This is a genomic window from Micromonospora krabiensis (genome assembly GCF_900091425.1).
Taxonomy (GTDB): domain Bacteria; phylum Actinomycetota; class Actinomycetes; order Mycobacteriales; family Micromonosporaceae; genus Micromonospora; species Micromonospora krabiensis.
Window position 1 is genome coordinate 1,295,357 of the sequence record NZ_LT598496.1, and the last position, 25,930, is coordinate 1,321,286.

Annotated in this window: 22 protein-coding genes; 8 read left to right on the forward strand and 14 right to left on the reverse strand. The window is 72.7% G+C overall.

What is annotated here, in order from left to right; translation table 11 throughout:
- Positions 1–162: 162 nt before the first annotated feature.
- The 6 genes from GA0070620_RS05665 to kdd are packed head-to-tail and all read right to left on the reverse strand — an operon-like array spanning position 163 to position 6,855.
- Complete coding sequence (locus GA0070620_RS05665) at positions 163–1,527, reverse strand: glutamate mutase L (protein ID WP_091588888.1); 1,365 nt, start codon at positions 1,525–1,527, stop codon at positions 163–165.
- Positions 1,524–1,916, reverse strand: a complete 393-nt coding sequence (gene kal, locus GA0070620_RS05670; protein ID WP_091588889.1) for a 3-aminobutyryl-CoA ammonia lyase — start codon at positions 1,914–1,916, stop codon at positions 1,524–1,526. Before kal ends, GA0070620_RS05665 begins: the two co-directional genes overlap by 4 nt.
- Positions 1,913–2,665 carry a lysine 5,6-aminomutase subunit beta gene (gene kamE, locus GA0070620_RS05675; RefSeq protein WP_091588890.1) on the reverse strand — a complete coding sequence of 251 codons (753 nt, stop codon included), beginning with the start codon at positions 2,663–2,665 and terminating at the stop codon, positions 1,913–1,915. Before kamE ends, kal begins: the two co-directional genes overlap by 4 nt.
- Entirely contained in the window at positions 2,662–4,221 is a 1,560-nt protein-coding gene (gene kamD, locus GA0070620_RS05680; protein ID WP_091588891.1) for a lysine 5,6-aminomutase subunit alpha, read from the reverse strand. Before kamD ends, kamE begins: the two co-directional genes overlap by 4 nt.
- Positions 4,218–5,789 (reverse strand): amidohydrolase, encoded by a 1,572-nt coding sequence (locus tag GA0070620_RS05685; RefSeq protein ID WP_091588892.1) that lies wholly within the window; start codon positions 5,787–5,789, stop codon positions 4,218–4,220. Before GA0070620_RS05685 ends, kamD begins: the two co-directional genes overlap by 4 nt.
- A 4-nt stretch (positions 5,790–5,793) precedes the next feature.
- Positions 5,794–6,855, reverse strand: a complete 1,062-nt coding sequence (gene kdd, locus GA0070620_RS05690) for an L-erythro-3,5-diaminohexanoate dehydrogenase (RefSeq protein WP_091588893.1) — start codon at positions 6,853–6,855, stop codon at positions 5,794–5,796.
- A gap of 137 nt (positions 6,856–6,992) precedes the next feature.
- On the opposite strand from kdd, the gene GA0070620_RS05695 reads away from it, so the two are divergent.
- Both GA0070620_RS05695 and GA0070620_RS05700 read left to right on the forward strand, forming a co-directional pair.
- Positions 6,993–8,402, forward strand: a complete 1,410-nt coding sequence (locus tag GA0070620_RS05695) for a KamA family radical SAM protein (RefSeq protein WP_091588894.1) — start codon at positions 6,993–6,995, stop codon at positions 8,400–8,402.
- A gap of 92 nt (positions 8,403–8,494) precedes the next feature.
- Entirely contained in the window at positions 8,495–9,655 is a 1,161-nt protein-coding gene (locus GA0070620_RS05700) for a low temperature requirement protein A (protein WP_091588895.1), read from the forward strand.
- 119 nt (positions 9,656–9,774) lie between these two features.
- On the opposite strand, the gene GA0070620_RS05705 is transcribed toward GA0070620_RS05700, so the two are convergent.
- Positions 9,775–9,969, reverse strand: coding sequence for a CsbD family protein (locus tag GA0070620_RS05705; RefSeq protein WP_091588896.1), 195 nt, complete (start codon positions 9,967–9,969; stop codon positions 9,775–9,777).
- 198 nt (positions 9,970–10,167) lie between these two features.
- Here GA0070620_RS05705 and GA0070620_RS05710 point away from each other — a divergent pair, with 198 nt between their 5' ends.
- Positions 10,168–10,779: a histidine phosphatase family protein gene (locus tag GA0070620_RS05710; RefSeq protein WP_091588897.1), complete on the forward strand. Its 612-nt coding sequence runs from the start codon at positions 10,168–10,170 to the stop codon at positions 10,777–10,779.
- On the opposite strand, the gene GA0070620_RS05715 is transcribed toward GA0070620_RS05710, so the two are convergent.
- The 3 genes from GA0070620_RS05715 to GA0070620_RS05725 form a co-directional block, all read right to left on the reverse strand.
- Complete coding sequence (locus GA0070620_RS05715) at positions 10,709–11,215, reverse strand: Lrp/AsnC family transcriptional regulator (RefSeq protein WP_091588898.1); 507 nt, start codon at positions 11,213–11,215, stop codon at positions 10,709–10,711. The two genes, GA0070620_RS05710 and GA0070620_RS05715, sit on opposite strands and share 71 nt — an antisense overlap.
- A 118-nt stretch (positions 11,216–11,333) precedes the next feature.
- Positions 11,334–12,476 (reverse strand): acyl-CoA dehydrogenase family protein, encoded by a 1,143-nt coding sequence (locus GA0070620_RS05720; RefSeq protein WP_091588899.1) that lies wholly within the window; start codon positions 12,474–12,476, stop codon positions 11,334–11,336.
- Entirely contained in the window at positions 12,473–13,588 is a 1,116-nt protein-coding gene (locus GA0070620_RS05725) for a M24 family metallopeptidase (RefSeq protein WP_091588900.1), read from the reverse strand. The genes GA0070620_RS05720 and GA0070620_RS05725 overlap by 4 nt, the downstream gene beginning before the upstream one ends.
- Positions 13,589–13,817: 229 nt before the next feature.
- Here GA0070620_RS05725 and GA0070620_RS05730 point away from each other — a divergent pair, with 229 nt between their 5' ends.
- The 5 genes from GA0070620_RS05730 to GA0070620_RS05750 all read left to right on the forward strand — a co-directional run bounded on the left by GA0070620_RS05730 (position 13,818) and on the right by GA0070620_RS05750 (position 21,606).
- A complete protein-coding gene (locus tag GA0070620_RS05730) occupies positions 13,818–15,197 on the forward strand; it encodes a glycosyl hydrolase family 18 protein (RefSeq protein WP_091588901.1) in 1,380 nt (459 codons plus the stop codon).
- 171 nt (positions 15,198–15,368) lie between these two features.
- A complete protein-coding gene (locus tag GA0070620_RS05735; RefSeq protein ID WP_091588902.1) occupies positions 15,369–16,289 on the forward strand; it encodes a 5'-3' exonuclease in 921 nt (306 codons plus the stop codon).
- A 51-nt stretch (positions 16,290–16,340) separates the two neighbouring features.
- Complete coding sequence (locus GA0070620_RS05740; RefSeq protein ID WP_231922248.1) at positions 16,341–17,009, forward strand: TOPRIM nucleotidyl transferase/hydrolase domain-containing protein; 669 nt, start codon at positions 16,341–16,343, stop codon at positions 17,007–17,009.
- 158 nt (positions 17,010–17,167) lie between these two features.
- On the forward strand, positions 17,168–21,307 hold the full coding sequence (locus tag GA0070620_RS05745) for a SpoIIE family protein phosphatase (protein WP_091588903.1): 4,140 nt from the start codon (positions 17,168–17,170) through the stop codon (positions 21,305–21,307).
- A complete protein-coding gene (locus GA0070620_RS05750) occupies positions 21,304–21,606 on the forward strand; it encodes an STAS domain-containing protein (RefSeq protein ID WP_091588904.1) in 303 nt (100 codons plus the stop codon). The genes GA0070620_RS05745 and GA0070620_RS05750 overlap by 4 nt, the downstream gene beginning before the upstream one ends.
- A 13-nt stretch (positions 21,607–21,619) precedes the next feature.
- On the opposite strand, the gene GA0070620_RS05755 is transcribed toward GA0070620_RS05750, so the two are convergent.
- From GA0070620_RS05755 to GA0070620_RS05770, 4 genes are all read right to left on the reverse strand, one after another.
- Positions 21,620–22,249 (reverse strand): TetR/AcrR family transcriptional regulator, encoded by a 630-nt coding sequence (locus GA0070620_RS05755; protein WP_091588905.1) that lies wholly within the window; start codon positions 22,247–22,249, stop codon positions 21,620–21,622.
- Between the two features lie 112 nt (positions 22,250–22,361).
- Positions 22,362–23,855, reverse strand: a complete 1,494-nt coding sequence (locus GA0070620_RS05760; protein WP_091588906.1) for an MFS transporter — start codon at positions 23,853–23,855, stop codon at positions 22,362–22,364.
- Between the two features lie 260 nt (positions 23,856–24,115).
- Positions 24,116–25,543 (reverse strand): rifampin monooxygenase, encoded by a 1,428-nt coding sequence (gene rox / locus GA0070620_RS05765; RefSeq protein WP_091588907.1) that lies wholly within the window; start codon positions 25,541–25,543, stop codon positions 24,116–24,118.
- 12 nt (positions 25,544–25,555) lie between these two features.
- Positions 25,556–25,882, reverse strand: coding sequence for a DUF4190 domain-containing protein (locus GA0070620_RS05770; protein WP_091588908.1), 327 nt, complete (start codon positions 25,880–25,882; stop codon positions 25,556–25,558).
- Positions 25,883–25,930: the final 48 nt, after the last annotated feature.

Consider the following 25,930-nt stretch of genomic DNA (forward strand, 5'->3'; position numbering starts at 1 on the left):
CAACAGCCGCTTCCCGTAGTAGGACTCAAAGACGGTACGTGCTGCACCCCCGGCCCTGTCAACCCACCCCCGACGAGTCGCCCACACCACATCGGCGTGTCGCGTCGGCGAGTCCCGTCCGGGGGGCTGTCACCGGCCCGCCGGTGGCCGTTCATCGACCGTTCACCCGATCGGGTCGCCCTCCGGCAGCGGCCCACCCACCAGGTGCCGGGTCAGCAGATCCGCGGCCGCACCCGGATGCTCGGCCGCCAGCAGACCCCCGGCGGCCAGCACATACTCGACGTCCACCACCGCCCGCGCGGCCCGCGGCAGCGGCCACCCACCGGCGTGGTCGGACAGCACCGCCGTCAGCACCCGCTGCGCCTGTCCCGGCGCCGCGTGCCGCAGCACCCCACCGGAACCCACGATCAGCCGCACATCCCGCAGATCCCGGCCGCCCCGTTCACCGGTGGCCCCACCACGGGCGTGCCGGCGCACCGCCACCGTCGCCGCGAGCACCGCGATCCGGTCGTCCACCGCCCGCTCCGCCTCCCCGGCGGGCAGAAACCCCGGCCGCGCCGCCCGTGCCGCCGCCGCCCGCGCCAGGTCCTCCTGCTCCCCCACGGCCAGCAGCCGCTCCTCCGCGGCGGCCCGCACCACCCCCGGCGCGCTCCACCGCATCCCCAGGTCCCCCTCCACCGTGCGGGCCCGCCACAGGGAGCCGGCGACCTCCCGACCCGGCCCACCGGCCCGCTCGTCCGGCGTCAGCACCGAGTACACGTCGGTGGTCGCCCCACCCACGTCCACCACCACCAGGTCACCGCCGACCCGGTCGGCGAGGACCTCCACCCCGGTCAGCACCGCGTCCGGGGTGGCCGCCCGCACCAGCCGCGCGAACCGGCCACCCCGCGACAGCCGCTTCCCGCCGATGACGTGCCGCAGGAACACCTCCCGGATCGCCGCCCGCGCCGACGCCGGCGCGAGCACCCCGATGCGGGGCAGCACGTTGTCGGCCACCGTCACCGGCACCCCCGCCGCGGCCAGCGCCCCCGCCAACCCCGCGCGCACGTCGACGTTGCCGGCCAGCACCACCGGCACCCGCCAGCGGGCACGGGCCAGCCGCGTCGCGTTGTGCGTCAACACCTCGGCGTCCCCACCGTCGGTGCCACCGACCAGCAGGACCACGTCCGGGCGGGCCGCCCGCAACGCCGCCACGTCGGCCCCGCCGAGCCGCCCCGCCGCGACGTGCACCACGTTCGCGCCCGCCGACAGGCCCACCCGCCGGCCCGCCTGCGCCGTCACCAGCTCCTCGTAGCCGACGACGGCCAGCCGCAACCCGCCCCCCGCCGACGAGCACACGTACCAGGGCGGGTCCCCGGCGGGCAGCCCGGCGGTGGCCGCCGCGACCGCCGCGTCCAGACCGTGCAGCACGTCCGTGCCCACCGTCGTCGGCGCGGCCGCCGCCGCCACCAACGCGCCGTCGGTCAGATCGACCACCGCCACCTTCGTGTACGTCGACCCGACGTCGGCGCAGACCGCGACGTTCACGCCACCGACGGCACGACCACCGTGCCGGTCGCGGTGACCGCCACGATCGGCGGTTCCAGGACCTCCGCCGCCGACTCCGACCGGTCCGGGCGGCCCCGGCACACGACCACGCAGCTCAACTCCAGGGTGCGGCTGCGCGTGCCCACCCGGGTCACCTGCGCGGTCACCTCCACCACGTCCCCCGCCCGGATCGGCGCGGTGAACCGCACATCCGAGTAGCCGGCGAACAACCCCTCGTCGCCGTCGGTGCGGATGCACACCTCCGTGGCCACGTCACCGAACAACCCCATCGCGTACGCCCCGTCGACCAGGTTGCCCGCGTAGTGCGCGTGCGAGTACGGCACATACCGCCGGTGCGTCACCGTCAACCCGAGCCTCGCGTCGGTCATGCCGCCACCCTCCTGTTCGCCACCAGCGCGTGCACCAGGTAACTGGCCACCTCACCCGGCGTGGTGCCCCGCCCGAAGATCCGGTCCACGCCCAGCTCCTCGGCCATCGTCTCGTCGAACCGCGGCCCACCCACGATCAGCAGCGGACGCCGACCCGCCGGCATCGCCTCCCGGAACGCCGCCGACATCTCCCGCGTGTTGTGCAGATGCGCGTCCCGCTGCGTCACCACCTGCGACACCAGCACCGCGTCGGCCTTCTCCACCCGAGCCGCCTCCACCAACTCCGGCACACTGACCTGCGCGCCCAGGTTGGAGACCTTCAACTCCCGGTAGTACTCCAGGCCCTTCTCACCGGCGATGCCCTTCACGTTGAGGATCGCGTCGATGCCCACCGTGTGCGCGTCGGTGCCGATGCACGCCCCCACGACCGACAGCTTGCGCCGCAGCCGCTGCTTCACCAGGGCGTTGACCTCCTTCGCCGACAGCAGCGGGAAGTCACGCTCCACCACCTGCACCGCCGACAGGTCCACCAGATGGTTCACCCGCCCGTACACCACGAAGAACGTGTAACCGTCACCCATCTGCTTCGCGTGCACCAGCATCGCCGGGTCCATGCCCATCTTCCCGGCCAACTGGATCGCCGCGCCCTCGGCCCGCTTGTCGTGCGGCACCGGCAACGTGAACGACACCTGCACCATGCCGTCGCCGGTGGTGTCCCCGTACGGCCGGACGACCTTCTTCTCTGTCATGCCGCCTGCTCCAGAAGCTCCGTGGCCGGGTTGAAGTAGTCGTCCTCGTGCCGCGCCACCCCGTCCAGACCCTTCCCCCGGTCCGCCGGCCGCTTCATGATCCCGAACGTGCCCTCGGCGATCGCCACCAGCAGCGACTGCTCACCGATGTGCTCCAGCAGCTCCACCGCCTCACCGAGCACCCGGTTGGCCCGCTGCTGGATGAACCCGCCCGACGCCGGCACGAAGTCCTCGTGCAGCCCACCCGCCGCGCCCAACACGTAGCGGACGTTCTGCAGGGCGATGTCCCGGTCCGACAGCCACGGCGTCACCACCGCCTCGGTCATCATCCCCACCAGCAGGATCCCCTGCCCGGTCAGCGTGCCCGCCAGGTTGAAGAACCCGTCGAGCAGGTTGCCCCGGAACACGTCCCCCGTCATGTGCTTCGTCGGCGGCATCCACTTCAACGGCGCGTCCGGGAACAACTCCCGCGCCAGCAACGCGTGCGCCAACTCCAACCGGAACGACTCCGGCACATCCGGGTTGATCTCGAACGCGTGCCCCAACCCCAACTGCCAGTCCGCCAACCCCGCCTCGTGCGCGAAGAACTCGTTCAGCAGCTGCGACACCGTCACCGTGTGCGCCTCCTCCACCGCGTCCGCGGTGGTGAGGTAGTTGTCCTCACCGGTGTTGATGATGATCCCCGCCCGCGCGTGCACCTGCCGCGAGAACCGCTGGTCCACGAACGTGCGGATCGGGTTGATGTCGCGGAACAGGATCCCGTACATCGAGTCGTTGAGCATCATGTCGAGCCGTTCCAGACCCGCCAGGGTCGCCATCTCCGGCATGCACAACCCCGACGCGTAGTTCGTCAACCGCACGTACCGGCCCAACTCCTTCGACGACACGTCCAACGCCGCCCGCATCAACCGGAAGTTCTCCTGCGTCGCGTACGTGCCGGCGAAACCCTCCCGCGTCGCCCCCTCCGGCACATAGTCCAGCAACGACTGCCCCGTCGACCGGATCACCGCGATCACGTCCGCGCCGGCCCGCGCCGCCGCCTGCGCCTGCGGAATGTCCTCGTAGATGTCACCGGTCGCCACGATCAGGTAGATCCACGGCCGCTGCGCCGGATCCCCGTACCGCTTGACCAGCCGCTCCCGCTCGGCCCGCCGCCGGTCGATCGCCCGGACCCCACCGGCGACCGCCCTGCGCGCCGCCCGCCGGGCCGCCGTGGCCGCCCGACCGGCCGGCACCTCGAACCGCACCGAACCCGCCGCCGCCTTCTGCGCCAGCAACGTCACATCCGACAGGTCCTCCCGCGCGAGCGCGTCGAACACCGGCAACGCCACCCCGTGACCCAACCCGACATCGGCCACCACCGCGTCGACCAGCCGGTTCACCCACGGAATACCGTCCGGGTCGGCACCGGTCACCCCGGCCAGCCGCAGCACCGCCCGCTCCACCGACACCGTCGTGTGGCTCCGCGCCAGATCCACCACCGGCTGACCCGCCCGGCGCGCCAACTCCCGCGCCCGCGCCACCAACACCGGATCCAGGTCAAGCTTCCCTGTCACGACGACCCTTCCTCATAGATCACGTCCCCGCGCAGCACCGTGCGCCGGCACCGCGGCAACGGCGTCGGATCCTCCGGCCCCCGCAACTCCGGGTCCTCCGCCAGCAGCACCGGCAGACCCCGATCCACCCCCGCCGGCGTCTCCCACACCGCGAACGTCGCCGGCGCACCCAACGCCAGAACTCCCTCGTTGTCCAGGTGCACCGCGCGCCACCCGCCGCGCGTGTGCGCCGCGAACGCCGCCCGCACACTCATCCGCTGCGACGGGTTGTGGTGTGCCGCCGCCGCCCGCACCGACCCCCACGGGTCCAGCGGCGTCACCGGCGAATCCGACCCGAACGCCAACGCCACACCCACCCCGTGCATCGCGCCCATCGGATTCGACGCCAACGACCGGTCCAACCCCAACCGCGACTCGTACATCCGACCCGCTCCACCCCACAACCGGTCGAACGCCGGCTGCATGCTCGCCACGATCCCGTACTCCACGAACCCGGCGATCAACCGCTTGCTCATGATCTCCGCGTGCTCCACCCGGTGCCGGGCCGCGCGCACCCGCTCCACACCCAGCGTCCGAGCCGCCGCCGCGAAACCCTCCAACACCGTGCCGATCGCCGCGTCACCGATCGCGTGGAACCCACCCTGCAACCCGTGCGCCGCACAGTCCAACAGGTGATCCCGCACCTGCTCCGCGCTCACATACCCGTGCCCGCACGCCCCCGGCTCCCCGTCCAGGTACGCCGCCGACACGTGCGCCGTGCGCGACCCCAACGCCCCGTCCGCGAACAGGTCACCACCGGCACCCACCGCGCCCAACTCCCGCGCCCGCGCCGCGCCACCCAGCTCACCCCAGTAGCCGTACACCTCCGGCAACCCCGCACCCGAGATGCCCAACAGCCCCGTGAAGTCCTCCTCGTCGGAGATCTCCGGCCCACCACACTCGTGCACCGCCGCGATCCCCAACGACGCCGCGTGCGCCAACGCCGCCCGCTGCGCCGCCACCCGCTGCGACCGCGTCACCGAGGCGAACGCCGCCGCCCGCACCACATGGTGCGCGTCCCGACGCAGCCACCCCGACGCGTCGTACCCCGCCGCCGACACCACCTCCGGCACGGCCGCCAGCAACGCCGACGACACCAACGCCGAATGGATCGACGCCTGCGACAGGTACACCCGCCGACCCCCGGCCGCCCGATCCACCGCCGCCGCGTCCGGCAACTCCGGCGCCGCCCAGCTCGACTCGTCCCAGCCGTGCCCCAGCACCACCGCGTCCGCCGGCAGGGCCGCCGCGAAACCGGCCACCGCGTCCAGCAGCTCCCCCGCCGACCGCACACCCGCCAGATCCAGCCCGGACAACGCCAACCCGGTGTCCGTCGCGTGCACGTGCGCGTCGACGAACGCCGGCGTCACCAACGCCCCGTCCAGATCCACCACCCGGTCGGCGGCCGGCGCGTCCGGGGACGCCCCCAACCAGGCGATCCGCCCGTCGGACACCAGCAACGCGGTCGCGCTCGGATCGGCGGGGCAGTGCAGCACTCCGCCGCGGTACAACGTCGAGGGGTTCGTCATGACCTCAGTCTGCCGCCAACCTCGACTCGAAGAGCCGACGCACCCCCGGCTCGGCGCGCAGCAACCCCAACGCCAGCTCCGCGTGCCCCGGCACGTATCCGTTGCCCACCAGCATCGTCACGTCCGCCGCCAGACCCTCCGCACCCAACGCCGCCGCCGAGAAACTCGTCGCCATCGAGAAGAAGATCACCGTGCCGCCGTCCGCGGTCGCCAGAACCGCACCGTGCTCACACCCCGGCACGTCCACGCACACCACCGTGACGTCCGCCGGCACCCCCAGCGCCGTCGTCACCGCCGTCGACAAGGCCACCGGATCCCGGGCGTCGGCCAACGCCACCACGTCGGCCAGCCCGACCGCCGCCAGCGCGTCCCGCTCCGCCGCCACCGGAACCACCCCGACCGTACGCGCGGCGCCCGCCCGCCGCGCCGCGGCCAGCGACAGCGACCCGCTCTTGCCCGCCCCGCCGATCACCGCCACCGTCACCGGCCGCGGATCCCCCTCCCGGGCCCGCTCCGCCACGTACTGCGACACCACCCGCCCGGTCAGCGCCGGCGCCCCGCACACGTCCAACACAGCCAGGGACAGCTGCGGATCCTCGTCGTCAGGCAGCACCGCGGCGATCGACCGCGCGAACAGGATCGCGTGCCCGTCGCAGGGCACCTGCTCGCTGCGCCCGTCCCACCGCGCCAACCCGTCCGTGATCGCCAACGGCGTCAACGTCAACGACACCAGCGTCGCCACCCGGTCCCCCGGCTTCAGCTGGAGCGGCGACCGGCGGCCGACCTCCTCCACCGTGCCGATCAGCATCCCGCCCGACCCGGTGACCGGGTTCTGCATCTTGCCCCGGGCCGCCACGATCTCCCGCACCTCGGCGCGCACCGCGTCCCCGTCCCCGGCGTGCTTCTCCCACAACTGCCGGAAACTCGCCGCGTCCAGGTTCAACCGCTCCACCCGGATCCGCACCTCGTTCGCCGCGATCTCCGGGCTCGCGTCGAGACGCCACGCCCCCTGCGGCAGCACGCCCGCGGGCTCCACGACGCGGTGCAGTCCCACCGGTGACGTCACGCCAACCTCCCCTGTCCGGCCGCCCGAACCCCCGGGCAGGGCTCGCATCGCGGGAAAACTTCCGGCAGACTAATTTCTTAACAGGATATTTTCCAGTAGCCTTCGGGGCCACTGATCATCACCCGCGAGGAGGGGCCGTGACCCAGACCCACTCGGTGGAGACCGTCCCCCAGGATCCGACCTCCCCCGACACCGCCACCCCGGCCACCGGCCAGCCCTACGAATACCGCCGCGCCCCCCTCGTCGAGCCCGACTGGACCCGCTTCCCCGGCTGGCGCCACGTCACCCGAGACCAGTGGGAATCCGCCCAGTGGCAACGCGTCAACTGCGTCAAGAACATCAAGCAACTGCGCGCCGTCCTCGGCGACCGAGTCGACGACACCTTCTACGCCGACCTCGAAGCCGACCAGAAGGCCCTGGCCACCATGTCCATGCTGGTGCCGCCGCAGATGCTCAACACCATGGTGCCGTTCGCGCCGATGACCACCGAGGCGTTCCTCGCCGACCCGGTGCGCCGCTACATGATCCCCGTCGCCTCCGACCGGCGCACCGACTGGCCCTCACACCCGTACGCCAGCCGCGACTCCCTGCACGAACACGACATGTGGGTCGCCGAGGGCCTCACCCACCGCTACCCCACCAAGGTCCTCGCCGAACTGCTCTCCACCTGCCCGCAGTACTGCGGGCACTGCACCCGCATGGACCTCGTCGGCAACTCCACCCCCACCGTCGACAAGCTCAAACTCACCCTCAAGCCCGTCGACCGCTACGACGCACACATCACCTACCTGCGGGCCCACCCCGGCGTCCGCGACGTCGTCGTCTCCGGCGGGGACGTCGCCAACATGCCGTGGCGCAACATCGAGGCGTACCTGATGCGACTGCTCGAGATCGAGACCGTCCGCGACATCCGACTCGCCACCAAGGCCCTCATGGGCCTCCCCCAGCACTGGCTACAGCCCGACGTCGTCGAGGGCCTGGAACGCGTCGCCCGCACCGCCGCCCGCCGCGGCGTCAACCTGGCCATCCACACCCACGTCAACCACGCCCAGTCGCTCACCCCGCTGGTCGCCCGAGCCGCCCAGACCGCCCTCGACGTCGGCGTCCGCGACGTCCGCAACCAGGGCGTCCTCATGCGCGGCGTCAACGCCACCAGCCGCGACCTGCTCGACCTCTGCTTCGCGCTGCAGGGCGAGGCGGGCATCCTGCCCTACTACTTCTACATGTGCGACATGATCCCCAACGCCGAGCACTGGCGGGTCCCCGTCTGGCACGCCCAACAACTCCAGCACGACATCATGGGCTACCTGCCCGGCTACGCCACCCCGCGCATCGTCTGCGACGTCCCCTTCGTCGGCAAGCGCTGGGTGCACATGCTCACCGAGTACGACCGCGAGCGCGGCATCTCGTACTGGACGAAGAACTACCGCACCTCGATCGAGTCCGCCGACCTGGAGGCGCTCAACAAGCGCTACGCCTACTACGACCCGATCGACACCCTGCCCGAGGCCGGCCAGTCCTGGTGGACCACCCACCGCGACGACTGACCCGCGCCCGTCCGTCAGCCCCGCCGGCACACGCCGCGGGGCTGACGCGTTCTCCGGACCGCACCCATCCCGGCCCGCTAACGTCCACCCCCATGGGAGCCGCACGGCCCAACCGCGACCCGGAAACCCCCGGGCGCGCCACCCCGGTCGAGATCTTCTTCGACGTGGTCTTCGTCCTCACCGTCACCCAGCTGGTCAGACTCCTCGACGAGGAACTCGACGGCACCAACGTCGGCCACACCGTCCTGATCTTCGGCCTGCTCTGGTACCTCTACACCGGCTACGTCTGGCTCACCAACCACGTCCCACCGCACGGCCCCGCCCGCAAACTCCTGCTCTTCGGCGGCATGGCCGGCTACCTGCTCACCGCCACCGCCATCCCCGACGCCCTCGACGGCACCGGCCTGCTCTTCGGCCTCGGCTATCTCCTCGTGGTCGCCGTCCACCTCACCCTGTTCCACCGCAGCAGCGCCCGCGCCGGCGTCCGCCGGCTCGCGCCCTACAACCTCGGCGCCGCCGTGCTCATCCTCACCGCCGGCCTCCTCGACGGCCCCGCGGTCCCCGCCCTCTGGGGCGCCGCCGTCTTCACCCAGACCGTCCTGCCCTACCTGTTACCCGGCCACTCCTGGCTCGGCGCGGCCGCCAGCTTCCACATCACCCCGGCCCACTTCGTCGAACGCCACGGCCTGCTCGTCATCATCGCCCTCGGCGAGGTCGTCGTCACCATCGGCATGGGCACGCCGCTCACGCAGCTCGGACCCGGCACCGCCGCCGCCCTCGTGATGGCCCTCGCCCTGCCCGCAGCGCTCTGGTGGACGTACTTCACCGACGCCCCCGCCGCCGAGACGAGCCTCGACCACGCCGTCCCCGCCACCCGCTCCCGGTACGCCAGCCGCGTCTACATCCTCGACCACTTCCTGCTGCTGCTCGGCGTCATCGCCACCGCCACCGGCATGCACGCCGTCGTCGCGCACCCCACCGAACCGACCGGCTGGCCGAAGGCCTTCGCCCTCTGCGGCGGCGTCGCGCTGTTCCTGCTCGCCGTCGCCGATGCCCGCCGCGTCCTGCGCACCGGTCCGGTACGCGGCCGGTTGGTCACCGCCGCCCTGGTGCTCGCCAGCGCCCCGCTCGGCGCCCTCCTCGACGCCGCGCTGCTCCTCGCCGCCCTGATCGCGATCCTGACCGGCATGCGAATACGCGACGCCGGTCTCACGCGGCGCGCACTCCGACTGGTCGCGGGGCGTACCGGATGACGGCGAGCCCACGAAGGTAGGACGGGCCGTACGTCGACCGGGGCGTCACGGACCTCGCGTCGCGCACGAAGCGGGGCGGCGGCCCGGGGGCACCCGAACCGCCGCCCCGTCCGCGAACGTCAGCCGCGGAACGCGTCGCGGGCGTTGCGACCCACGTCCTTGGCGCTCTCGCCGGCCTGCTTGGCCTTCGCCGTGCCCTGCTGGCTGGCGCCCTCGGCCCGCATCCGCTCGTTGTCCGTCATGTCGCCGATCCGCTCCTTCGCGGCACCGGTCATCTCCTGCATCTTGTTCCTCGTCTTGTCGGCGAAGCTCATGCCGCCTCCTCCGTCGTTGGCGAGTGTCCAGGTGGCTTGCCCGCCCTCCCGGGCGTGAAACCGCGCCCCGGTGCTCGGTGGGCTTCGTGTGCGCGGCCGTACACCCTGTAAGGCGTCCTAGGAAGATAGGATCAGGAAAGAAGAGTCGTGGCGGCCCGCGCCAGGTGCGTGCCCCCGCGCCGATGGTTAACTGGGCCCATGGGAGAGCTCCTGCTGATCCGGCACGGCGAGACCACCTGGAGCGCCAGCCACCGCCACACCTCGTACACCGACCTGGAGCTCACCCCCGACGGCGAGCGGCAGGCCCGCACCCTCGCCGCCTTCCTCGCCGGCCGCCGGTTCGTCACCGTGCTGGCCAGCCCCCGCGCCCGGGCGCTGCGCACGGCCCAGCTCGCCGGCCTCGTCGTCGACGGCGTCGACGACGACCTCGCCGAGTGGAGCTACGGCGACTACGAGGGGCGCACCACCGTGGACATCCACGAGGACGACCCGCACTGGAACATCTGGACCGACGGCTGCCCGGGCGGCGAGTCACCCGGCCAGGTCGGGGAACGGATGGACCGGGTCCTCGCCCGCGTCACTCCCCTGCTCGACCGCGGCACCGTCGGTCTCGTCGGGCACGCCCACAGCCTGCGCGTGCTCGGCGCCCGGTGGATCGGCCTGCCACCCTCCGCCGGCGGCCGGCTGCGCCTGGACACCGCGACCGTCAGCGTGCTCGGTCACGAGCACGGACGGCAGGTCATCCTGCGGTGGAACCAGCCCGCTCCTCCGGCCCCCGGGACCGCCCCCGAACCGACCCCTCGGCACTGACCTTCGGCGGCCGGCCCTCGTACGGGGTCGACAGCACCACCGTCGTGCGGGTGGTGACGTTCGCCGCCGTACGGATCTCCTGCAGCACCCGCTCCAGGTCGGCCGGGCCGGCCACCCGCACCAGCAGCAGGTAGAAGTCCTCCCCCGCCACCGAGTAGCAGGAGTCGATCTCGGGAAGATGCGCCAGGCGCTCCGGCGCGTCGTCCGGCTGGGACGGGTCGAAGGGCCGGATCGCCACGAACGCGGTCAGCGGCAGGTCCAACGCCTCGAAGGAGACCCGCGCGGCGTACCCCTTGATGACCCCACGCTGTTCCAGCCGCCGCACCCGCTGGTGCACCGCGGACACCGACAGCCCCACCTTCTCCGCCAGATCCGTGTACGACAGTCGGCCGTCAGCGGTCAGCGCGGCGACGATGGCGCGGTCGGTCTCCTCCACGGCGTGCAACCTACCGGTAAAAACGCGCCACGGCGACGACGCGCCGCCCCGGCGACCGGGGCGGCGCGGTCGGCGCGACGCACCGCACCGACCCGGCGACTCTCGGTGGAACCGCAGGTCAGCCCTTCGCGAGCGCGCGGGAGATGACCATCCGCTGGATCTGGTTGGTGCCCTCGACGATCTGGAGCACCTTCGCCTCCCGCATATACCGCTCGACCGGGTGGTCGGCGACGTAACCCGCGCCGCCGAGCACCTGCACGGCGTCCGTGGTCACCCGCATCGCCACGTCGGTGGCGAACAGCTTCGCCTTGGCCGCCTCGGTCGAGTAGCTCCGGCCCGCGTCCCGCAGCCGGGCCGCCGCCAGGGTCAGCGCCCGCGCCGCCGCGATCTGCGTCGCCGCGTCGGCGAGCAGGAAACCCAGCCCCTGGAAGTCGATGATCGCCTGGCCGAACTGCCGGCGGTCCCGGGCGTAGCCGACCGCGTAGTCCAACGCCGCCTGGGCCAACCCCACCGCGCACGCCGCGATGCCCAGCCGCCCCGAGTCCAGGGCGGACAGCGCGATCCGGAAGCCCATCCCCTCGCCGCCGACGAGCCGGTCGGCCGGCACCCGCGCTCCGTCGAACGCGATCTGCGCGACCGGCGACGCGTGCAGGCCCATCGTCCGCTCCGCCGGCTGCGGGGTGATGCCCGGCGTGGCCCGGTCGGCGAGCAGGCAGGAGATGCCCTTCGGGCCGGGCCCGCCAGTGCGGCAGAAGACGTTGTAGAAGTCCGCCACCCGCGCGTGGGTGATCCACGCCTTGGTGCCGGTGACGACGTACGCGTCGCCGTCACGGACCGCCTTCGTGGTCAGCGCCGCCGCGTCGGAGCCGCCCTGCGGCTCGGTGAGGCAGTAGGCGCCGAGCTGCTCCCCACCGATCATGTCCGGCAGGAGCTTGCGTTGGGCGTCCGAGCCGAACGTCGCCACCGGGTAGCAGGAGAGCGTGTGGACGCTGACCGCCTCGGCGACCGCGAGCCACCGGCTGGCCAGGATCTCCAGCACCTGGAGGTAGACCTCGTAGGGCTGGGCCGCCCCGCCGTGCTCCTCAGGGTAGGGCAGGCCGAGCAGCCCGGCCCGGCCCAGCGTGCGCAGCACCTCGCGGGGGAACTCGGCACGGTCCTCGAACTCGGCGGCCTTCGGCGCCAGCTCCCGGTCGGCGATCTCGGTGGCGAGGTCCAGCAGGTCGTGGGCCTCGTCGGTGGGAAGGATGCGGTCGACAGTCATAGTGCGATGAGCTCCGTGGGGGTGGTGTTGAGCCGTACCACGCCGTCCGTCGTGCAGACGACGATGTCCTCGATGCGGGCACCGTGCCGGCCCGCCAGGTAAATGCCCGGTTCGACGGAGAACGCCATCCCCGGCTCCAGGGCCCGGTCGTTGCCCGCCACCACGTACGGCTCCTCGTGGCCGTCCAGGCCGATGCCGTGCCCGGTGCGGTGCAGGAAGGCGGCACCGAAGCCGGCCTCGGCGATCGGCGTGCGGGCGGCCGCGTCGACCGCCTCCGCGCTCACGCCCGGACGCACGGCCGCGACGGACGCGGCCTGCGCGTCGCGCAGCACGGTGTAGTAGTCGACGAACTCGGCCGGTGCCGGGCCGCCCGCCACGTAGGTGCGGGTGCAGTCGGAGCGGTAGCCCGACGGCATGGTGCCGCCGATGTCCACCACCACCGGCTCGCCGACGCCGATCGGCCGGTCCGACGTGCCGTGGTGCGGGCTCGCGCCGTTGGGCCCGGCGGCGACGATGACGAAGTCGACGGTCACGTGCCCGGCCGACCGGATCGCCGCGGCGATGTCGGCGGCCACCTCGGCCTCCGTCCGACCCGGCCGCAGCCACTCCCCCATCCGCCGGTGCACGGCGTCGATCGCCGCGCCGGCCTCGGCCAGCGCCGCGACCTCCGCCGGGGACTTGCGGATCCGCAGCTCGCGCAGCACCTCGCCGGCCAGCCGCTGGTCGGCGCCGGGGAGCGCGTGGCGCAGCGCGAGCACCTGCTCGGCCCACATCCGGTCGGCGAGCCCGACCGCGCCGACCGGTCCGCCGAGGGCCTTCACCACCAGCGGGTACGGGTCGGTGCCGTCGGCGTGGTCGACGATGCGGACACCGGTGGCCGGCGCGGGGGACGCCTCCGCGGCGGGCCGCTCCAGCGTCGGTACGATCAGGGTCGGCTCTCCCTCGGCGGGCAGCACCAGGCAGGTCAGCCGTTCCCCCACGTGCGCGTCGTAACCGGTCAGGTAGCGCAGGTCGGAGCCGGGAGTGAGCAGCAACGCGTCCAGGCCGGCCGCGGCGGTGGCGCGGCGGGCGTCGAGCAGCCGGGCCGGCGGGTAGAGCGCCTCGAGGTCCACGCCGTCAGCTTAACGGTCGTTTGGGCCGTGACCTAGCGAGCCGGCGCGTCGGGAAGCGCTCTCCAATTCATCGAGAACCATCGCTGACGGCGACAGTTAACACTCTTTAAGATTTGGCCACCTCGAGGAAACAGCCCTGTTCCCCACCCGTACGCCCGGCCCGGCGGTCGACCCACACAGCCGCCGGACCAGGCGGTACGCGCCGCGACCGCCCACGGGAAGGCCCTCGATGTCCTCACCACGTCCCCGCCGCCGTTCGGCCCTGGCCGCCGGTCTGCTCGCGCTGACCACGGCCGCGGCCGGTCTCGTACTCACCCCGACCGCCGCCGAGGCCGTCGTGCTGCCCAACAACTTCAAGAGCGTCGGCTACCTGCCGTCCTGGGCGGGCAGCGTCAACTCCGTGCAGTACAACAAGCTGACCCACATCAACTACGCGTTCGTCCTGCCCAACAGCAACGGCACCCTGCGCGCGGTGGAGAACCCCAGCAAGCTCTCCTCGCTGGTGTCGCTCGGCCACGCCAACAACGTGAAGGTCTCGATCGCCATCGGTGGCTGGAACGACGGCGACGACTCCGCGTTCGAGGCACTCGCCGCCAACGCCGGCAGCCGCACCACGTTCGTCAACAGCGTCGTCAGCTTCGTCAACCAGTACGGCCTCGACGGCGTCGACATGGACTGGGAGTACCCGGACCCGGGCACCTCGGCCAACAACTACGCCCTGCTGATGCAGCAGCTCAGCAACGCGCTGCGCCCCCAGGGCAAGCTGCTCACCGCCGCCGTGGTCTCCGAGGGCTACTACGTGCAGGGCGTGCCCACCTCGGTCTTCGGCTACGTCGACTGGCTCAACATCATGGCGTACGACGGCGGCAGCCCGCACGCCAACTACGACTGGTCGATCAACAGTGTGAACGGGTGGAAGGCCCGCGGCCTGCCGGCCGGCAAGGCGGTGCTCGGCGTGCCGTTCTACAGCCGGCCCGGCTACTACACCTACACCCAGCTCGTCGGCATGGACCCGGCCAACGCCAACCGGGACTGCTACACCGTGAGCGGCGTCCAGCAGTGCTACAACGGCGTCCCGACCGTCAAGCGCAAGACGCAGTGGGCCCTCGCCAACGCCGGCGGCATGATGAACTGGGAGCTGTCCCAGGACCGCAACGACTCGACCTCGCTGGTCAGCGCGATCTACGACACCGTGATGGGCGGCGGCACCCCGCCGCCGACCGGCCGGACCGGCCAGATCACCGGCATCGGCGGCAAGTGCGTCGACATCGCCGCGGCCAGCACCGCCAACGGCACCCCCATCCAGCTGTACGCGTGCAACGGCACCACCGCGCAGCGCTGGACCGTGGCGAGCGACAGCACCCTGCGGGCCCTGGGCAAGTGCATGGACGTCACCAGCGCCGGCACCGCCAACGGCACCAAGATCCAGCTGTGGGACTGCAACGGCAGCGGCGCCCAGGTCTGGCAGGCCCAGTCCAACGGCACGCTACGCAACCCCGCGTCGAACAAGTGCCTCGACGCGACCGACAACAGCTCGGCCGACGGCACGCGGCTGCAGATCTGGGACTGCTTCGCCGGCGCCAACCAGCGCTGGACGCTGCCCGCCTGACCCGCGCACTACCCGTCCTCGTACCACCGGTCCCCGTCGGCGCCGAGCGGCCCGGCGGGGACCGGCACGTCGGCGTCCGGCGGCGGGCGTGGGCCCCGCCGCGGTCGGGAAGGAAGGTCGGCGCGCGGGGCGTGCTGTCGTTCGTCGGTGGGCTGTGCCAGGCTGTCCGGCGTGGCCAACCGACCTCCGATCCTGCTGATCGACTCACCGAGCCTCTACTTCCGGGCCTACTTCGGGGTTCCCGAGTCCGCCGCCCGGGCCGAGGACGGCAGCCCGGTCAACGCGGTCCGCGGGTTCCTCGACATGCTCGCGACGCTGATCCGCACCCGCCGACCCGACCGGATGGTCTGCGCCATGGACCACGACTGGCGGCCCGACTGGCGGGTGGCGCTGCTGCCGTCCTACAAGGCGCACCGGCTGGCGCCGGAGGGCGGCGAGGTCGTGCCCGACACCCTCACCCCGCAGGTGCCGGTCATCCTCGACGTGCTCGCCGCGATCGGCATCACCACCGTCGGGGCCGCCGGCTACGAGGCCGACGACGTGCTCGGCACCCTCTCGGTCACCCAGCCGGCCCCGGTCGAGGTGGTCTCCGGCGACCGCGACCTGTTCCAACTGGTCGACGACGCCCGGCCGGTCCGGCTGCTCTACGTCGGGCGCGGCGTCGCCAAGCTGGAGGACTGCGACGACGCCGCGGTCCAGGCCCGCTACGGGGTGCCCGCCGCGTGCTACGCCGACTTCGCCGCGCTGCGCGGCGACCCCAGCGACGGGCTGCCCGGCGTGCCGGGCGTGGGCGAGAAGACCGCCGCGCGGCTGATCACCCGCTACGGCGACCTCGACGGCATCCTCGCCGCCCTCGACGACCCGGGCTCCGGGTTCGCCCCGGGCCTGCGGGCGAAGCTCGCCGCCGCCCGGGACTACCTGGCGGTGGCGCCCAAGGTGGTCCGGGTCGCGCTCGACGTGCCCCTGCCGGAGCTGGCGACCGCGCTGCCGACCGCCCCCGCCGACCCGGACGCCCTGCTGGAGCTGGCCCACCGCTGGAACCTGGCCGGCTCCACCCGTCGCCTGGTCGACGCCCTCGCCGACCGCAGCTGACCCACGGTTAATCCCTGGTGGGTCGGGGGCGGATCGCCGATGATGGCGGCCATGGCGACGACCCCACCAGCCGACCCGTTCACCGCCGAGGCGGTCGACGGTCGCCTCGGTGGCAACGCCGCCTCGGTCCGGGCCACCGCGCACGCCCTGGCGAGGGTCGACAGCGCCGCCGCCGTGATGCTGGTCGAGGGCATCAGCGACCAGATTGCGCTGGAGACGGCCGCCCGGTGCCGCGGGCGCGACCTGGAGGCCGACCGGGTCGTGATCCTGCCGATCGGCGGGGCACACGCGATCGGTCGTTTCCTCACGAGGTTGGCGCCCCTGGACACCCGACCACGACTCGTCGGCCTCTGCGACGTACGCGAGGAGGAGGTCTTCCGGCGCGGCCTGCAGCAGTCCGGTCTCGGCTCGCCGCGCACCCGCGCCGAGATGGAGCGCCTCGGGTTCGGAGTCTGCGTCGACGACCTGGAGGACGAGCTGATCCGCGCCCTCGGCGCAAGACGGGTCGAGGCGCTCTTCGACGCACACGGCGACCTGCGGGTGTTCCGGTCGTTCCAGAGCCAGCCCGCCTGGCGTGACCGGGGGCTGGAGGCGCAGTTGTGGCGGTTCCTCCGCAGCAGCTCGCGCCGCAACCTGCGCTACGCGCGCCTGCTCGTCGAGGCGACGGTCGCCCGGGACACCCTGCCGCGACCGCTCGACGCCCTGCTCGCCGCCGTGTGACCGCCCGGCGGCCGCCGACCTGCGGGCCCGGCGCGAAGGCCGTCCCTTCCCGCCGTGCCGCCACGTCGACGTCCTCGTAAGGTGGGGCGGGGCCCCGGCCACCGGTGCGGACGACCTAGGGGGAAATCGAAGCGGTGAGCAGTGTTGAACGTCCGCCGGTGGCAGGGGTCGGCACCGAGGTCTTCCGGCTGGGTGGGGAGATCGGCCGGGACCTGGCCGGGGTCGACTGGACCGCGACACCCCTCGGGTCGCCGGAGACCTGGCCGCAGAGCCTTCGGACGGCGGTCAGCATCCTACTGTCCTCCCGGTTCCCGATGTGGATGGCGTGGGGACCGCAGCTGACCTTCTTCTGCAACGCCGCCTACCGTCGGGACACCCTGGGCCGGAAGTATCCGTGGGCGTTGGGCCGCCCCGCCAGCGAGGTCTGGGCGGAGATCTGGAACGACATCGGTCCCCGCATCGACACCGTGCTCACCACGGGCGAGGCGACGTGGGACGAGGCGCTGCTGCTGTTCCTCGAACGGTCCGGCTACCCGGAGGAGACGTACCACACCTTTTCCTACAGCCCGCTGCGGGACGACGACGGCGCTCTGGTCGGCATGCTCTGCGTGGTCAGCGAGGACACGGAACGGGTCGTCGGCGAACGCCGGATGGCGACCCTGCGGGACCTCGGATCCGACCCGAGCGTCGTCCGCACCGAACACGAGATGCTGGCCTACTCCGGCCGGCAACTGGCCCGCAACCAGCGCGACCTGCCGTTCACGGTGACCTACCTGTTCGAGGACGGGTCGTCGGCGCGGCGGGTGGGCATGACCGGTATCCCCGCCGGGCACCCCGCCGCGCCGGAGACGCTCGACCCGCACGACCCGGACGCCGTCTGGCCGGCCGGCGAGCTGGCGCGGGGCGAGGCCGCCCGCGTGCCGCTCGACGGTGGCCCGTTCGGCGCGCTGCCGGTCGGTGACTGGCCCGAGCCACCCACCGAGGCGTTGCTGGTGCCGCTGCCCCAGCAGGGCGGCGCGCCGTACGGGTTCCTGGTGGCCGCGCTGAACCGCTACCGCCCGCTGGACGACGGCTACCGCGGCTTCCTCGAACTGACCGCCGGCCACGTCGCGGCGGGGATCGGCAGTGCCCGCAGCTACCGCGCGCAGCAACGGCGGGCCGAAGAGCTGGCCGAGCTGGACCGCGCCAAGACGGCCTTCTTCTCCAACATCAGCCACGAGTTCCGCACCCCGCTGACCCTGATCATGGGACCGGTGCAGGAGCTGCGGGCCCGGCTGGGCGGCGCGGACCAGGACGTCCGCGACGAGTTGGAGGTGATCCACCGCAACGGCCTCCGGCTCGGCAAGCTGGTCAACGCCCTGCTGGACTTCTCCCGGATCGAGGCCGGCCGCATGCAGGCCCGTTACGAGCCGGTGGACCTGGCCGCCGCCACCAGCGAGCTGGCCAGCATCTTCCGGTCCGCGATGGAACGGGCCGGCCTGCGCTTCGAGGTGGACTGCCCACCGCTGCCGGAGCCGGTGCACCTCGACCGCGGCATGTGGGAGAAGGTCGTCCTCAACCTGCTCAGCAACGCGTTGAAGTTCACCTTCGGGGGCTCCGTCCGGGTGACGCTGCGCGCCGAGGAGCGGCACGCCGTGGTCACCGTGGCCGACACGGGCATCGGCATCGCCGAGCCGGAGATGCCGCGTCTGTTCGAGCGGTTCCACCGCGTCGAGAACGCCCGCTCGCGTCCCAACGAGGGCAGCGGGATCGGCCTGGCGCTGGTCCGCGAGTTCGTCGGCCTGCACGGCGGCACGATCACCGCCGACAGCGCCGTCGGCGCCGGCACCACCTTCACCGTACGGCTGCCCTTCGGAACCGCCCACCTCCCCCAGGACGCCCTGGTCCCCGCCGACGGCCCGACCACGGTGTCGACGACCGCCGACCCGTTCGTCGAGGAGGCCCTCCGCTGGCTGCCGACGGACGGCGACCTCGCGGAGGACCACGCCTCGGCGTCCACCCCGGCCGCGATGGAGCATCTGCCGGCCACGAGCACCTCCGCGCGGCTCCTCATCGCCGACGACAACGCGGACATGCGGGAGTACCTGACCCGGCTGCTGCGTACCGCCGGTCACCGCGTGCTCGCGGTCACCGACGGCCAGGCGGCGCTGGACGCGGCGCGAGCCGACGTGCCCGACCTGGTCGTGAGCGACGTGATGATGCCCCGCCTGGACGGGCTGCAACTGGTGGCCGCCCTCCGCGCGGACCCGCGCACCGCCGGCACCCCGGTGTTGCTGCTGTCGGCCCGCGCCGGCCAGGAGGCGTCGATCGAGGGCCTGGAGGCGGGCGCGGACGACTACCTCGTCAAGCCCTTCTCGGCGGCGGAGCTGCTCGCCCGGGTGCGGGCGAACGTGGAGCTCGCCCGGCTGCGCAACCACCACGCCCGATGGCGCACGGCGCTGGTCGACTCCCTGCAGGAGGCGTTCTTCGTCTGCGACGAGGACGGCGCCGTCATCGAGATCAACCCCACCTTCACGGAGATCCTCGGCTACGGGCCGGAGGACCTGCCCTACCTTCCGACCCACCCGTGGTGGCCCGCCGAGGAGGTCGACCCGGAGGCCCACCGGGTGGTCACCGACGCCTTCGCCACGCTGCTCAACCAGCAGCACGGCACGTACACCATCCCGGTCGTCCACCGCGACGGGCGTCAGCTGTGGGCGGCGGCCTCCTTCAACCAGGTGACGGATCCGGACACCGGTCGGCGCGTCATCGTCGGTACGTTCCGGGACGTCACCGCCGAGCACTACGCCGTGCAGCGGGACAGCGCGATGGCCGCCCTCGGCATGCGTCTCGCGCAGGCGGAAGGGCTCGTCGATGTCCTGCACGGCGTCCTCGACGAACTGCAACAGCTGTGGCAGGCGACCCAGGTGCTGGCCGCGGTCTTCGACGGCGCGACCTCGCCCACCGTCGTGACGACCGATCCCCGTCTGCGCTGGGACGACCTCCCGGAGGCGCGCCGCGAGGCGATCAACGCCCTGCGGCACACGCCGCTGCTCACCCCGGTCGCCGACCCGGCGGCAGGCGCCGGCATCGCGCTGGAGCATCCCGACGGCACCATGGTCCTCTGGATCGACCTGGGCGCGAGGCGGCCCTTCACCGACCAGGACGCGACGCTGCTGGCACTGCTGGCCGGCCATCTGGGTCAGGGACTGCACCGCCTCCACCAGATCGACCAGCAGCGGGAGACCGCCCTGGCCCTGCAGCGCGCCATCCTCGGTCCGGCGCAGTTGCCCAGCGGCTTCGCCGTCCGCTACTCACCCGCGGCGCGTCCGCTGAAGGTCGGCGGTGACTGGTACGACACCGTCGAACTGCCGGACGGACGGATCGGCATCGTCGTGGGCGACTGCGTGGGTCACGGTCTGCAGGCGGCCACCGTCATGGGGCAGCTGCGCAGCGCCTGCCGCGCCCTGCTGCTGCAGGACTCCAGCCCGGCCCAGACGCTGGCCGCGTTGGACCGGTTCGCCGCCGTGCTGCCGGGCGCCGCCTGCGCCACCGTCTTCTGCGGGGTCCTCGATCCCGCGACCGGCCACCTGCGCTATTCCAGCGCCGGTCACCCGCCGGCGATCGTCGTCCACCCCGACGGCGCCACGCACCTGCTCGACCGGGGACGATCCCGCCCGCTCGCGGTCCGGCTCGGCTCCGTGCGGCCGGAGGCCGAGTACGTGGTGCCCGCCCGGGCCACCCTCATGCTGTACACCGACGGGCTGGTGGAGCGTCGCCGCCAGCCACTGAACCTCGGCATCGACCGCGCGACCGCCGCCGTCCAGGACGGCCGGGCCGCGCACATCGAGGACCTCGCCAGCACCGTCATGGACCACCTGTCCCCCGCCGGCGGGTTCGACGACGACGTCGCCCTGCTCCTCTACCGTCACCCCGGCCCGCTGGAACTCGACTTTCCGGCCGAGGCCACCCGCCTCGCCCCGGTACGCCACGAGCTGCGGCGGTGGCTCGACCGTTGCGGCCTGGACCCGTCCACCGCCCAGAGCATGCTCGTGGCCGCCGGCGAGGCCTGCGCCAACGCCATCGAGCACGGCCACCGCGACCGGCCGGGCGGGCAGATCCGCCTCCGGGCCACGGCGACGGCGGAGGACCTGCGGCTGACCGTCATCGACAGCGGGCACTGGAAGAACCCGCAGCCGGCCGCCGACACGCACCGCGGCCGCGGCCTGATGTTGATGCGGACCCTGATGCACCAGGTCACCATCACCACCGGCGCGGCCGGCACCACCGTCGACATGCAGGCAAGGATTTCCCGATGACCACACCGCTCACGTTCTCCACCGGCAGCCGTCCCGACGGGGGCTGGGTCCTCGCCGTCGTCGGGGAGATCGACATGAGCAACGCGGAGACGTTCGCCACCGCCCTGGCCGGCGCGGCCGCCACCGCCGCGGACGCTCCCCTCGTCGTCGACCTCACGAAGGTCGAGTACCTGGACAGCGCCGGCCTGGCCGCCCTGTTCGCCCATGCGGAGCGGATCGAGATCCTGGCCACCTCGCTGCTGGCGCCCGTGCTGAGCATCTCGGGCCTGGCGGACCTCACCACCGTGCGCGCCGACTGACCGGCGCCCCGGGTCAGCCCGCCGGGCGACGGTGCGGCTCGGGGCCGGCGAGAACGGTGTGCCCGGGGGCGCGCATCCCGTCGAGCAGGACGGTGACGACGCGACGCCAGCCGTCGGGTCCGGCGTCCACGCCGAGGCAGTGATCGGTGTCCAGTGGCGCCCGGGAGAAGAGCAGGATGTCCTGCCAGGTGACGTCCTCGCGCAGCACACCGGCCGCGTGTGCCCGCTCGGTCAACCGGGCCACGGCCTCCTGCAGGGCGAGGGTCCGCTGGGCGAGCTCGGGTGTCGGTGGCCGCTCGCACGCCGCGGTGACCTCGGCCAGCCCTCGGCTGTCGCGGTGCGCCCCGGCCAGGTCCACGATGAACTCCGACAGGCCGTCCCACGGGTCGGCGCGTTCCAGACAGACCCGCGCGGTGTCCAGCAGCTCGTCGTAGAGGCCCAGCACAACGTAGTCGAACAGCGCCTCCTTCGTGCCGAAGCGCCGGTACAACGTGCCCACGCCCACGCCCGCCGCCTTGGCGATGTCGAGGGCCGAGACCTCCAGCCCGCGTGCGGCGATGGCGTCGCGCGTCGCGAGGATCAGCTGGCGGCGGTTGCGCCGGGCGTCCGCCCGGGCAGCGGGCACGGTGTCCAGATCAGCCATCCCCCCAGCATACAACAATCGGACGAAATTCGTCCGATTGTGCCGCCGTGCCACGTCGGAACCTGGGCGTACGTCGGCCCCCGGCCCGGACGAGCCGGGAGCCGACCCGCGATCAGTGGACGGCCACCGCGACGACGTCGTGCGCCTCGTCGCCCTCGGGCAGGGGCGTGTGTCGGGGTGCCGGCGCGTTCACCAGGACGGCGGAGACCACCGCCGCCGCGACGGCGAAGGCGGCCGCCAACCAGTACGTGGTCGCGTACCCGTGGATGAGCGCCTCGTTGCGCAGGTGCGCCGACGCCTGACCGGCGACACCGTGGGTGACCAGGTAGCCGGCGGCGGAGCTGGTCGCGACCGTGTTGAGCAGGGCCGTGCCGATCGAGCCGCCGACTTGCTGCGACGAGTTGATCAGGGCTGAGGCCACACCGGCGTCCTTGGGCTCGATGTGGTGCGCGGAGATGCTCAACGCGAGCATGAACGCGGTGCCGATGCCGAGCCCGATGACGGCGTCGGCGAGGATGATCTGCACGATGCTGGTCTCCGCATCGACCAGGGCGAGCAGCACGAGACCGACCGCGACGACGAGGAACCCGGCGACCAGGCCCGGTCGCGGCGCGGTCCGGTGTGAGAGCCGGGCACCGATCTGGGTGGCACCGATGCCCTGCATGAGCGCCATCGGCAGGAACGCGACGCCCGTCATGATCGGCGACAACCCCTTGACCTGCTGGAAGTAGTAGGTCTGCAGGAGGAACAACCCGAACATCGGGATCACGGCGAGCATCGACCCCAGGTAGGCGGCCGCCCGGTTGCGCTCGGTCAGCACCCGCAGCGGCAGCAGCGGGGCCGGGACCCGCGACTCGACCAGGATGAAGGCCGCCAACAGCAGCGCGCCGACGACGAAGGAGCCGATGGTCAGCCCGGCCGACCAGCCGTGGCTCTCGGCGGCGCTGAACCCGTAGACCACGCCGACGAGTCCGAGGCTGGCCAGCAGTACGCCGGGGATGTCGAGTCGGGCCCGATGCCGCTCGCCGTTGTCGTGCACGGTGGGGACGGCGCCGAGGATCCCGACGAGCGCGATGGGCACCAGGACGAACATCGCCCACCGCCAGTTCAGGTACTCGGTGAGCAGACCGCCGGCGACCAGACCGATGGCGCCACCGGCGATCGAGACCGCGGCGAACACCCCGAAGGCCTTCGCCCGCTCCTTCGGCTGCGGGAACGACAGGGAGATCAGGGAGAGCGCGGCCGGTGCGAGCAGGGCCGCGAAGACGCCCTGTAGCGCGCGGGCGACCAGCAGCATTCCGACGTTGACCGCGAGGCCGCCGACCGCCGAGGCGATCGCGAAGCCGGCGAGGGCGAGCAGGAAGACACGCCTGCGCCCGACCATGTCTCCGACGCGCCCACCGACGAGCAGGAGCCCGCCGAAGGCCAGCGCGTACGCGGTGACGACCCACTGCCGACTCCCGTCGGAGAAGTGCAGCGCCTGCTGCGCCGTGGGCAGCGCGATGTTCATGACGGCGCCGTCGAGCAACACCATCAGCTGCGCGATGGCGATGAAGAACAGGCCTTTCCACCGCAGCGAGTCCGCTGCGGCGTGACGACTGGACATGGTGTTCCTTCGGTGACGTGGTGGTGTGCTCGGGTCGGATCAGGCTCAGCTGGTCCATCCGGTCGCGGGTCGGCTCCAGCACGTCGGAGAGCCTCCGGCCGCGGTCCGTCCCGGCCATAGAGAAAGCGGACGACCTTCGTCCGGCTCAGCACGCTACTCTGAGTGGACGACGGTCGTCCGCTTTTTTCGGCCGCCGAGACGGTGACCCTGAACACCCCGCACGCGTTCGTCGCCGGTCGGGCCGCTGCCGGCGGCGGAACTCAGTCGCCCGCGGCGCCGAACCAGCGGGGCAGGTGGTCGAGCAGGTCCCGCTGCTCGCCCCCCACCCACGCCACGTGGCCGTCTGGCCGCAGCAGCACGGCGGGCACGTCCAGGTCCTCGCCGACGTCCACGACGTGGTCCACCCGATCCGCCCACCCGTCGACCGACAGCGCGCCGGTCCGGTCGAGCAGCAGCCCGCGACCCGCGTGCGTCAGCTCGTAGAGGCGCCCCCGCTTCAGCGTCACGTCCCGCAGCCGGCGGCCGACGAGCTCGTGCCCGTCACCGAGGTCGTAGCGGACCCCGATCGCGGTGATCTTCTCGGTCAGGTACCGGTTGACGTCCTCGAAGTCCATCAGCTCCGACAACAACCGGCGCACCGCCTGGGCGCCCGGCTCGGTGGACAGCAGCTCCATCTGCGCCCGGGTGTTGTCCAGGACCTCCGCCGCCACCGGGTGCCGTTCGGTGTGGTAGCTGTCCAGCAGGCCCGCCGGCGCCCAGCCGCCGACCTCGGCGGCGAGCTTCCAGCCGAGGTTGAACGCGTCCTGGATGCCGAGGTTGAGACCCTGCCCGCCGACCGGCGGGTGAACGTGCGCCGCGTCGCCGGCCAGCAGCACCCGACCCACCCGATAACGCTCGGCCAGCCGGGTGGCGTCGCCGAAGCGGGAGAGCCAGCGCGGTGAGTCCACCCCGAAGTCGGTGCCGGCGACCGCCCGCAACTGCCGCCGGAACTCCTCCAGGGTCGGCGGGACCGACCGGTCGTCGACCAACCCCTCGGCCGGCACGACGACGCGGTACACCCCGTCGCCGAGTGGACCGAGGCCGAACCGCTTCTCGGTCCGGCGCACGTCGGCCACGACCGTGGCCACCGTCTCCGGCGACGCGGTCACCGCCATCTCGCCCAGCAGCGTCTCCACGCGGCTGGGCTCACCGGGAAAACCGACCCCGAGCAGCCGGCGTACGGTGCTCCGACCTCCGTCGCACCCGACGAGATAGCGCGCGCGCACGGCCGTACCGTCGGCCAGCTCGGCGGTCACCCCCTGGTCGTCCTGGCTCAGCCCGACCAGCGCGCACCCCCGCCGGACCTCGGCGCCCAGCTCCGCGGCCCACTCCGCCAGTAGGCGATCCGTGGTGGTCTGCGGGATGGCGAGGACGTAGGCGTGGGCGGTGTCCAATCCGGTGGGCGCGGGCTTGCCCAGGCCGGCGAAGAAGCCGCCGACCGGATGGCGCTGGCCGTGCGCCAGGAACCGTTCCAGCAGACCACGCTGGTCCAGCACCTCGATGCTGCGGACGTGCAGGCCGAGCGCGCGGACGAACCTCGTCGGCTCCGACTCCTTCTCCAGCACGAGCACGTGTACGCCGTGCAGCCGCAACTCGCCCGCCAGCATCAGGCCGGTCGGTCCGCCCCCGGCGACGATCACGTCGTACACGACAACCTCCGGTCAGACCGAGATGCCCGTGCCGACAATCATCGTGCCCACCACGCCGCACCACAGGAGAAAGAAGAACCCGTACATCACGGTGAAGATCCAGCCGACGACGACACCGGCGGTGGCGAGTTCGATGCCACGCTCACCGGTCTGGGCGATCTGCTGCTTGGCCTTGCCGCCGAAGTAGATGCCCAACGGCGGAAACACCATCACCCCGAAGACCAGGCTGAGGATGGCGTACACGTTCATCGGCGGGGCGTACGCGTACGGCGGGTAGGACGGGTGGCCGGGCGTGGGTCCCGCCGCCGACGGGGGTGGTGGGGTGGGCGGCTGGTCCATGGTGTCCTCCAGGGGGTTGATGATCGCCTCACAGTGTCGGAGGCGAAC

What these genes read in the sequence shown, in the direction of transcription:
- kal (WP_091588889.1), bottom strand. Translation starts at nt 1,916, where the DNA reads ATGACCGACGCGAGGCTCGGGTTGACGGTGACGCACCGGCGGTATGTG.
- kamE (WP_091588890.1), bottom strand. Translation starts at nt 2,665, where the DNA reads ATGACAGAGAAGAAGGTCGTCCGGCCGTACGGGGACACCACCGGCGAC.
- GA0070620_RS05685 (WP_091588892.1), bottom strand. Translation starts at nt 5,789, where the DNA reads ATGACGAACCCCTCGACGTTGTACCGCGGCGGAGTGCTGCACTGCCCC.
- GA0070620_RS05700 (WP_091588895.1), top strand. Translation starts at nt 8,495, where the DNA reads ATGGGAGCCGCACGGCCCAACCGCGACCCGGAAACCCCCGGGCGCGCC.
- GA0070620_RS05705 (WP_091588896.1), bottom strand. Translation starts at nt 9,969, where the DNA reads ATGAGCTTCGCCGACAAGACGAGGAACAAGATGCAGGAGATGACCGGT.
- GA0070620_RS05710 (WP_091588897.1), top strand. Translation starts at nt 10,168, where the DNA reads ATGGGAGAGCTCCTGCTGATCCGGCACGGCGAGACCACCTGGAGCGCC.
- GA0070620_RS05720 (WP_091588899.1), bottom strand. Translation starts at nt 12,476, where the DNA reads ATGACTGTCGACCGCATCCTTCCCACCGACGAGGCCCACGACCTGCTG.
- GA0070620_RS05730 (WP_091588901.1), top strand. Translation starts at nt 13,818, where the DNA reads ATGTCCTCACCACGTCCCCGCCGCCGTTCGGCCCTGGCCGCCGGTCTG.
- GA0070620_RS05740 (WP_231922248.1), top strand. Translation starts at nt 16,341, where the DNA reads ATGGCGACGACCCCACCAGCCGACCCGTTCACCGCCGAGGCGGTCGAC.
- GA0070620_RS05750 (WP_091588904.1), top strand. Translation starts at nt 21,304, where the DNA reads ATGACCACACCGCTCACGTTCTCCACCGGCAGCCGTCCCGACGGGGGC.
- GA0070620_RS05755 (WP_091588905.1), bottom strand. Translation starts at nt 22,249, where the DNA reads ATGGCTGATCTGGACACCGTGCCCGCTGCCCGGGCGGACGCCCGGCGC.
- GA0070620_RS05760 (WP_091588906.1), bottom strand. Translation starts at nt 23,855, where the DNA reads ATGTCCAGTCGTCACGCCGCAGCGGACTCGCTGCGGTGGAAAGGCCTG.
- GA0070620_RS05770 (WP_091588908.1), bottom strand. Translation starts at nt 25,882, where the DNA reads ATGGACCAGCCGCCCACCCCACCACCCCCGTCGGCGGCGGGACCCACG.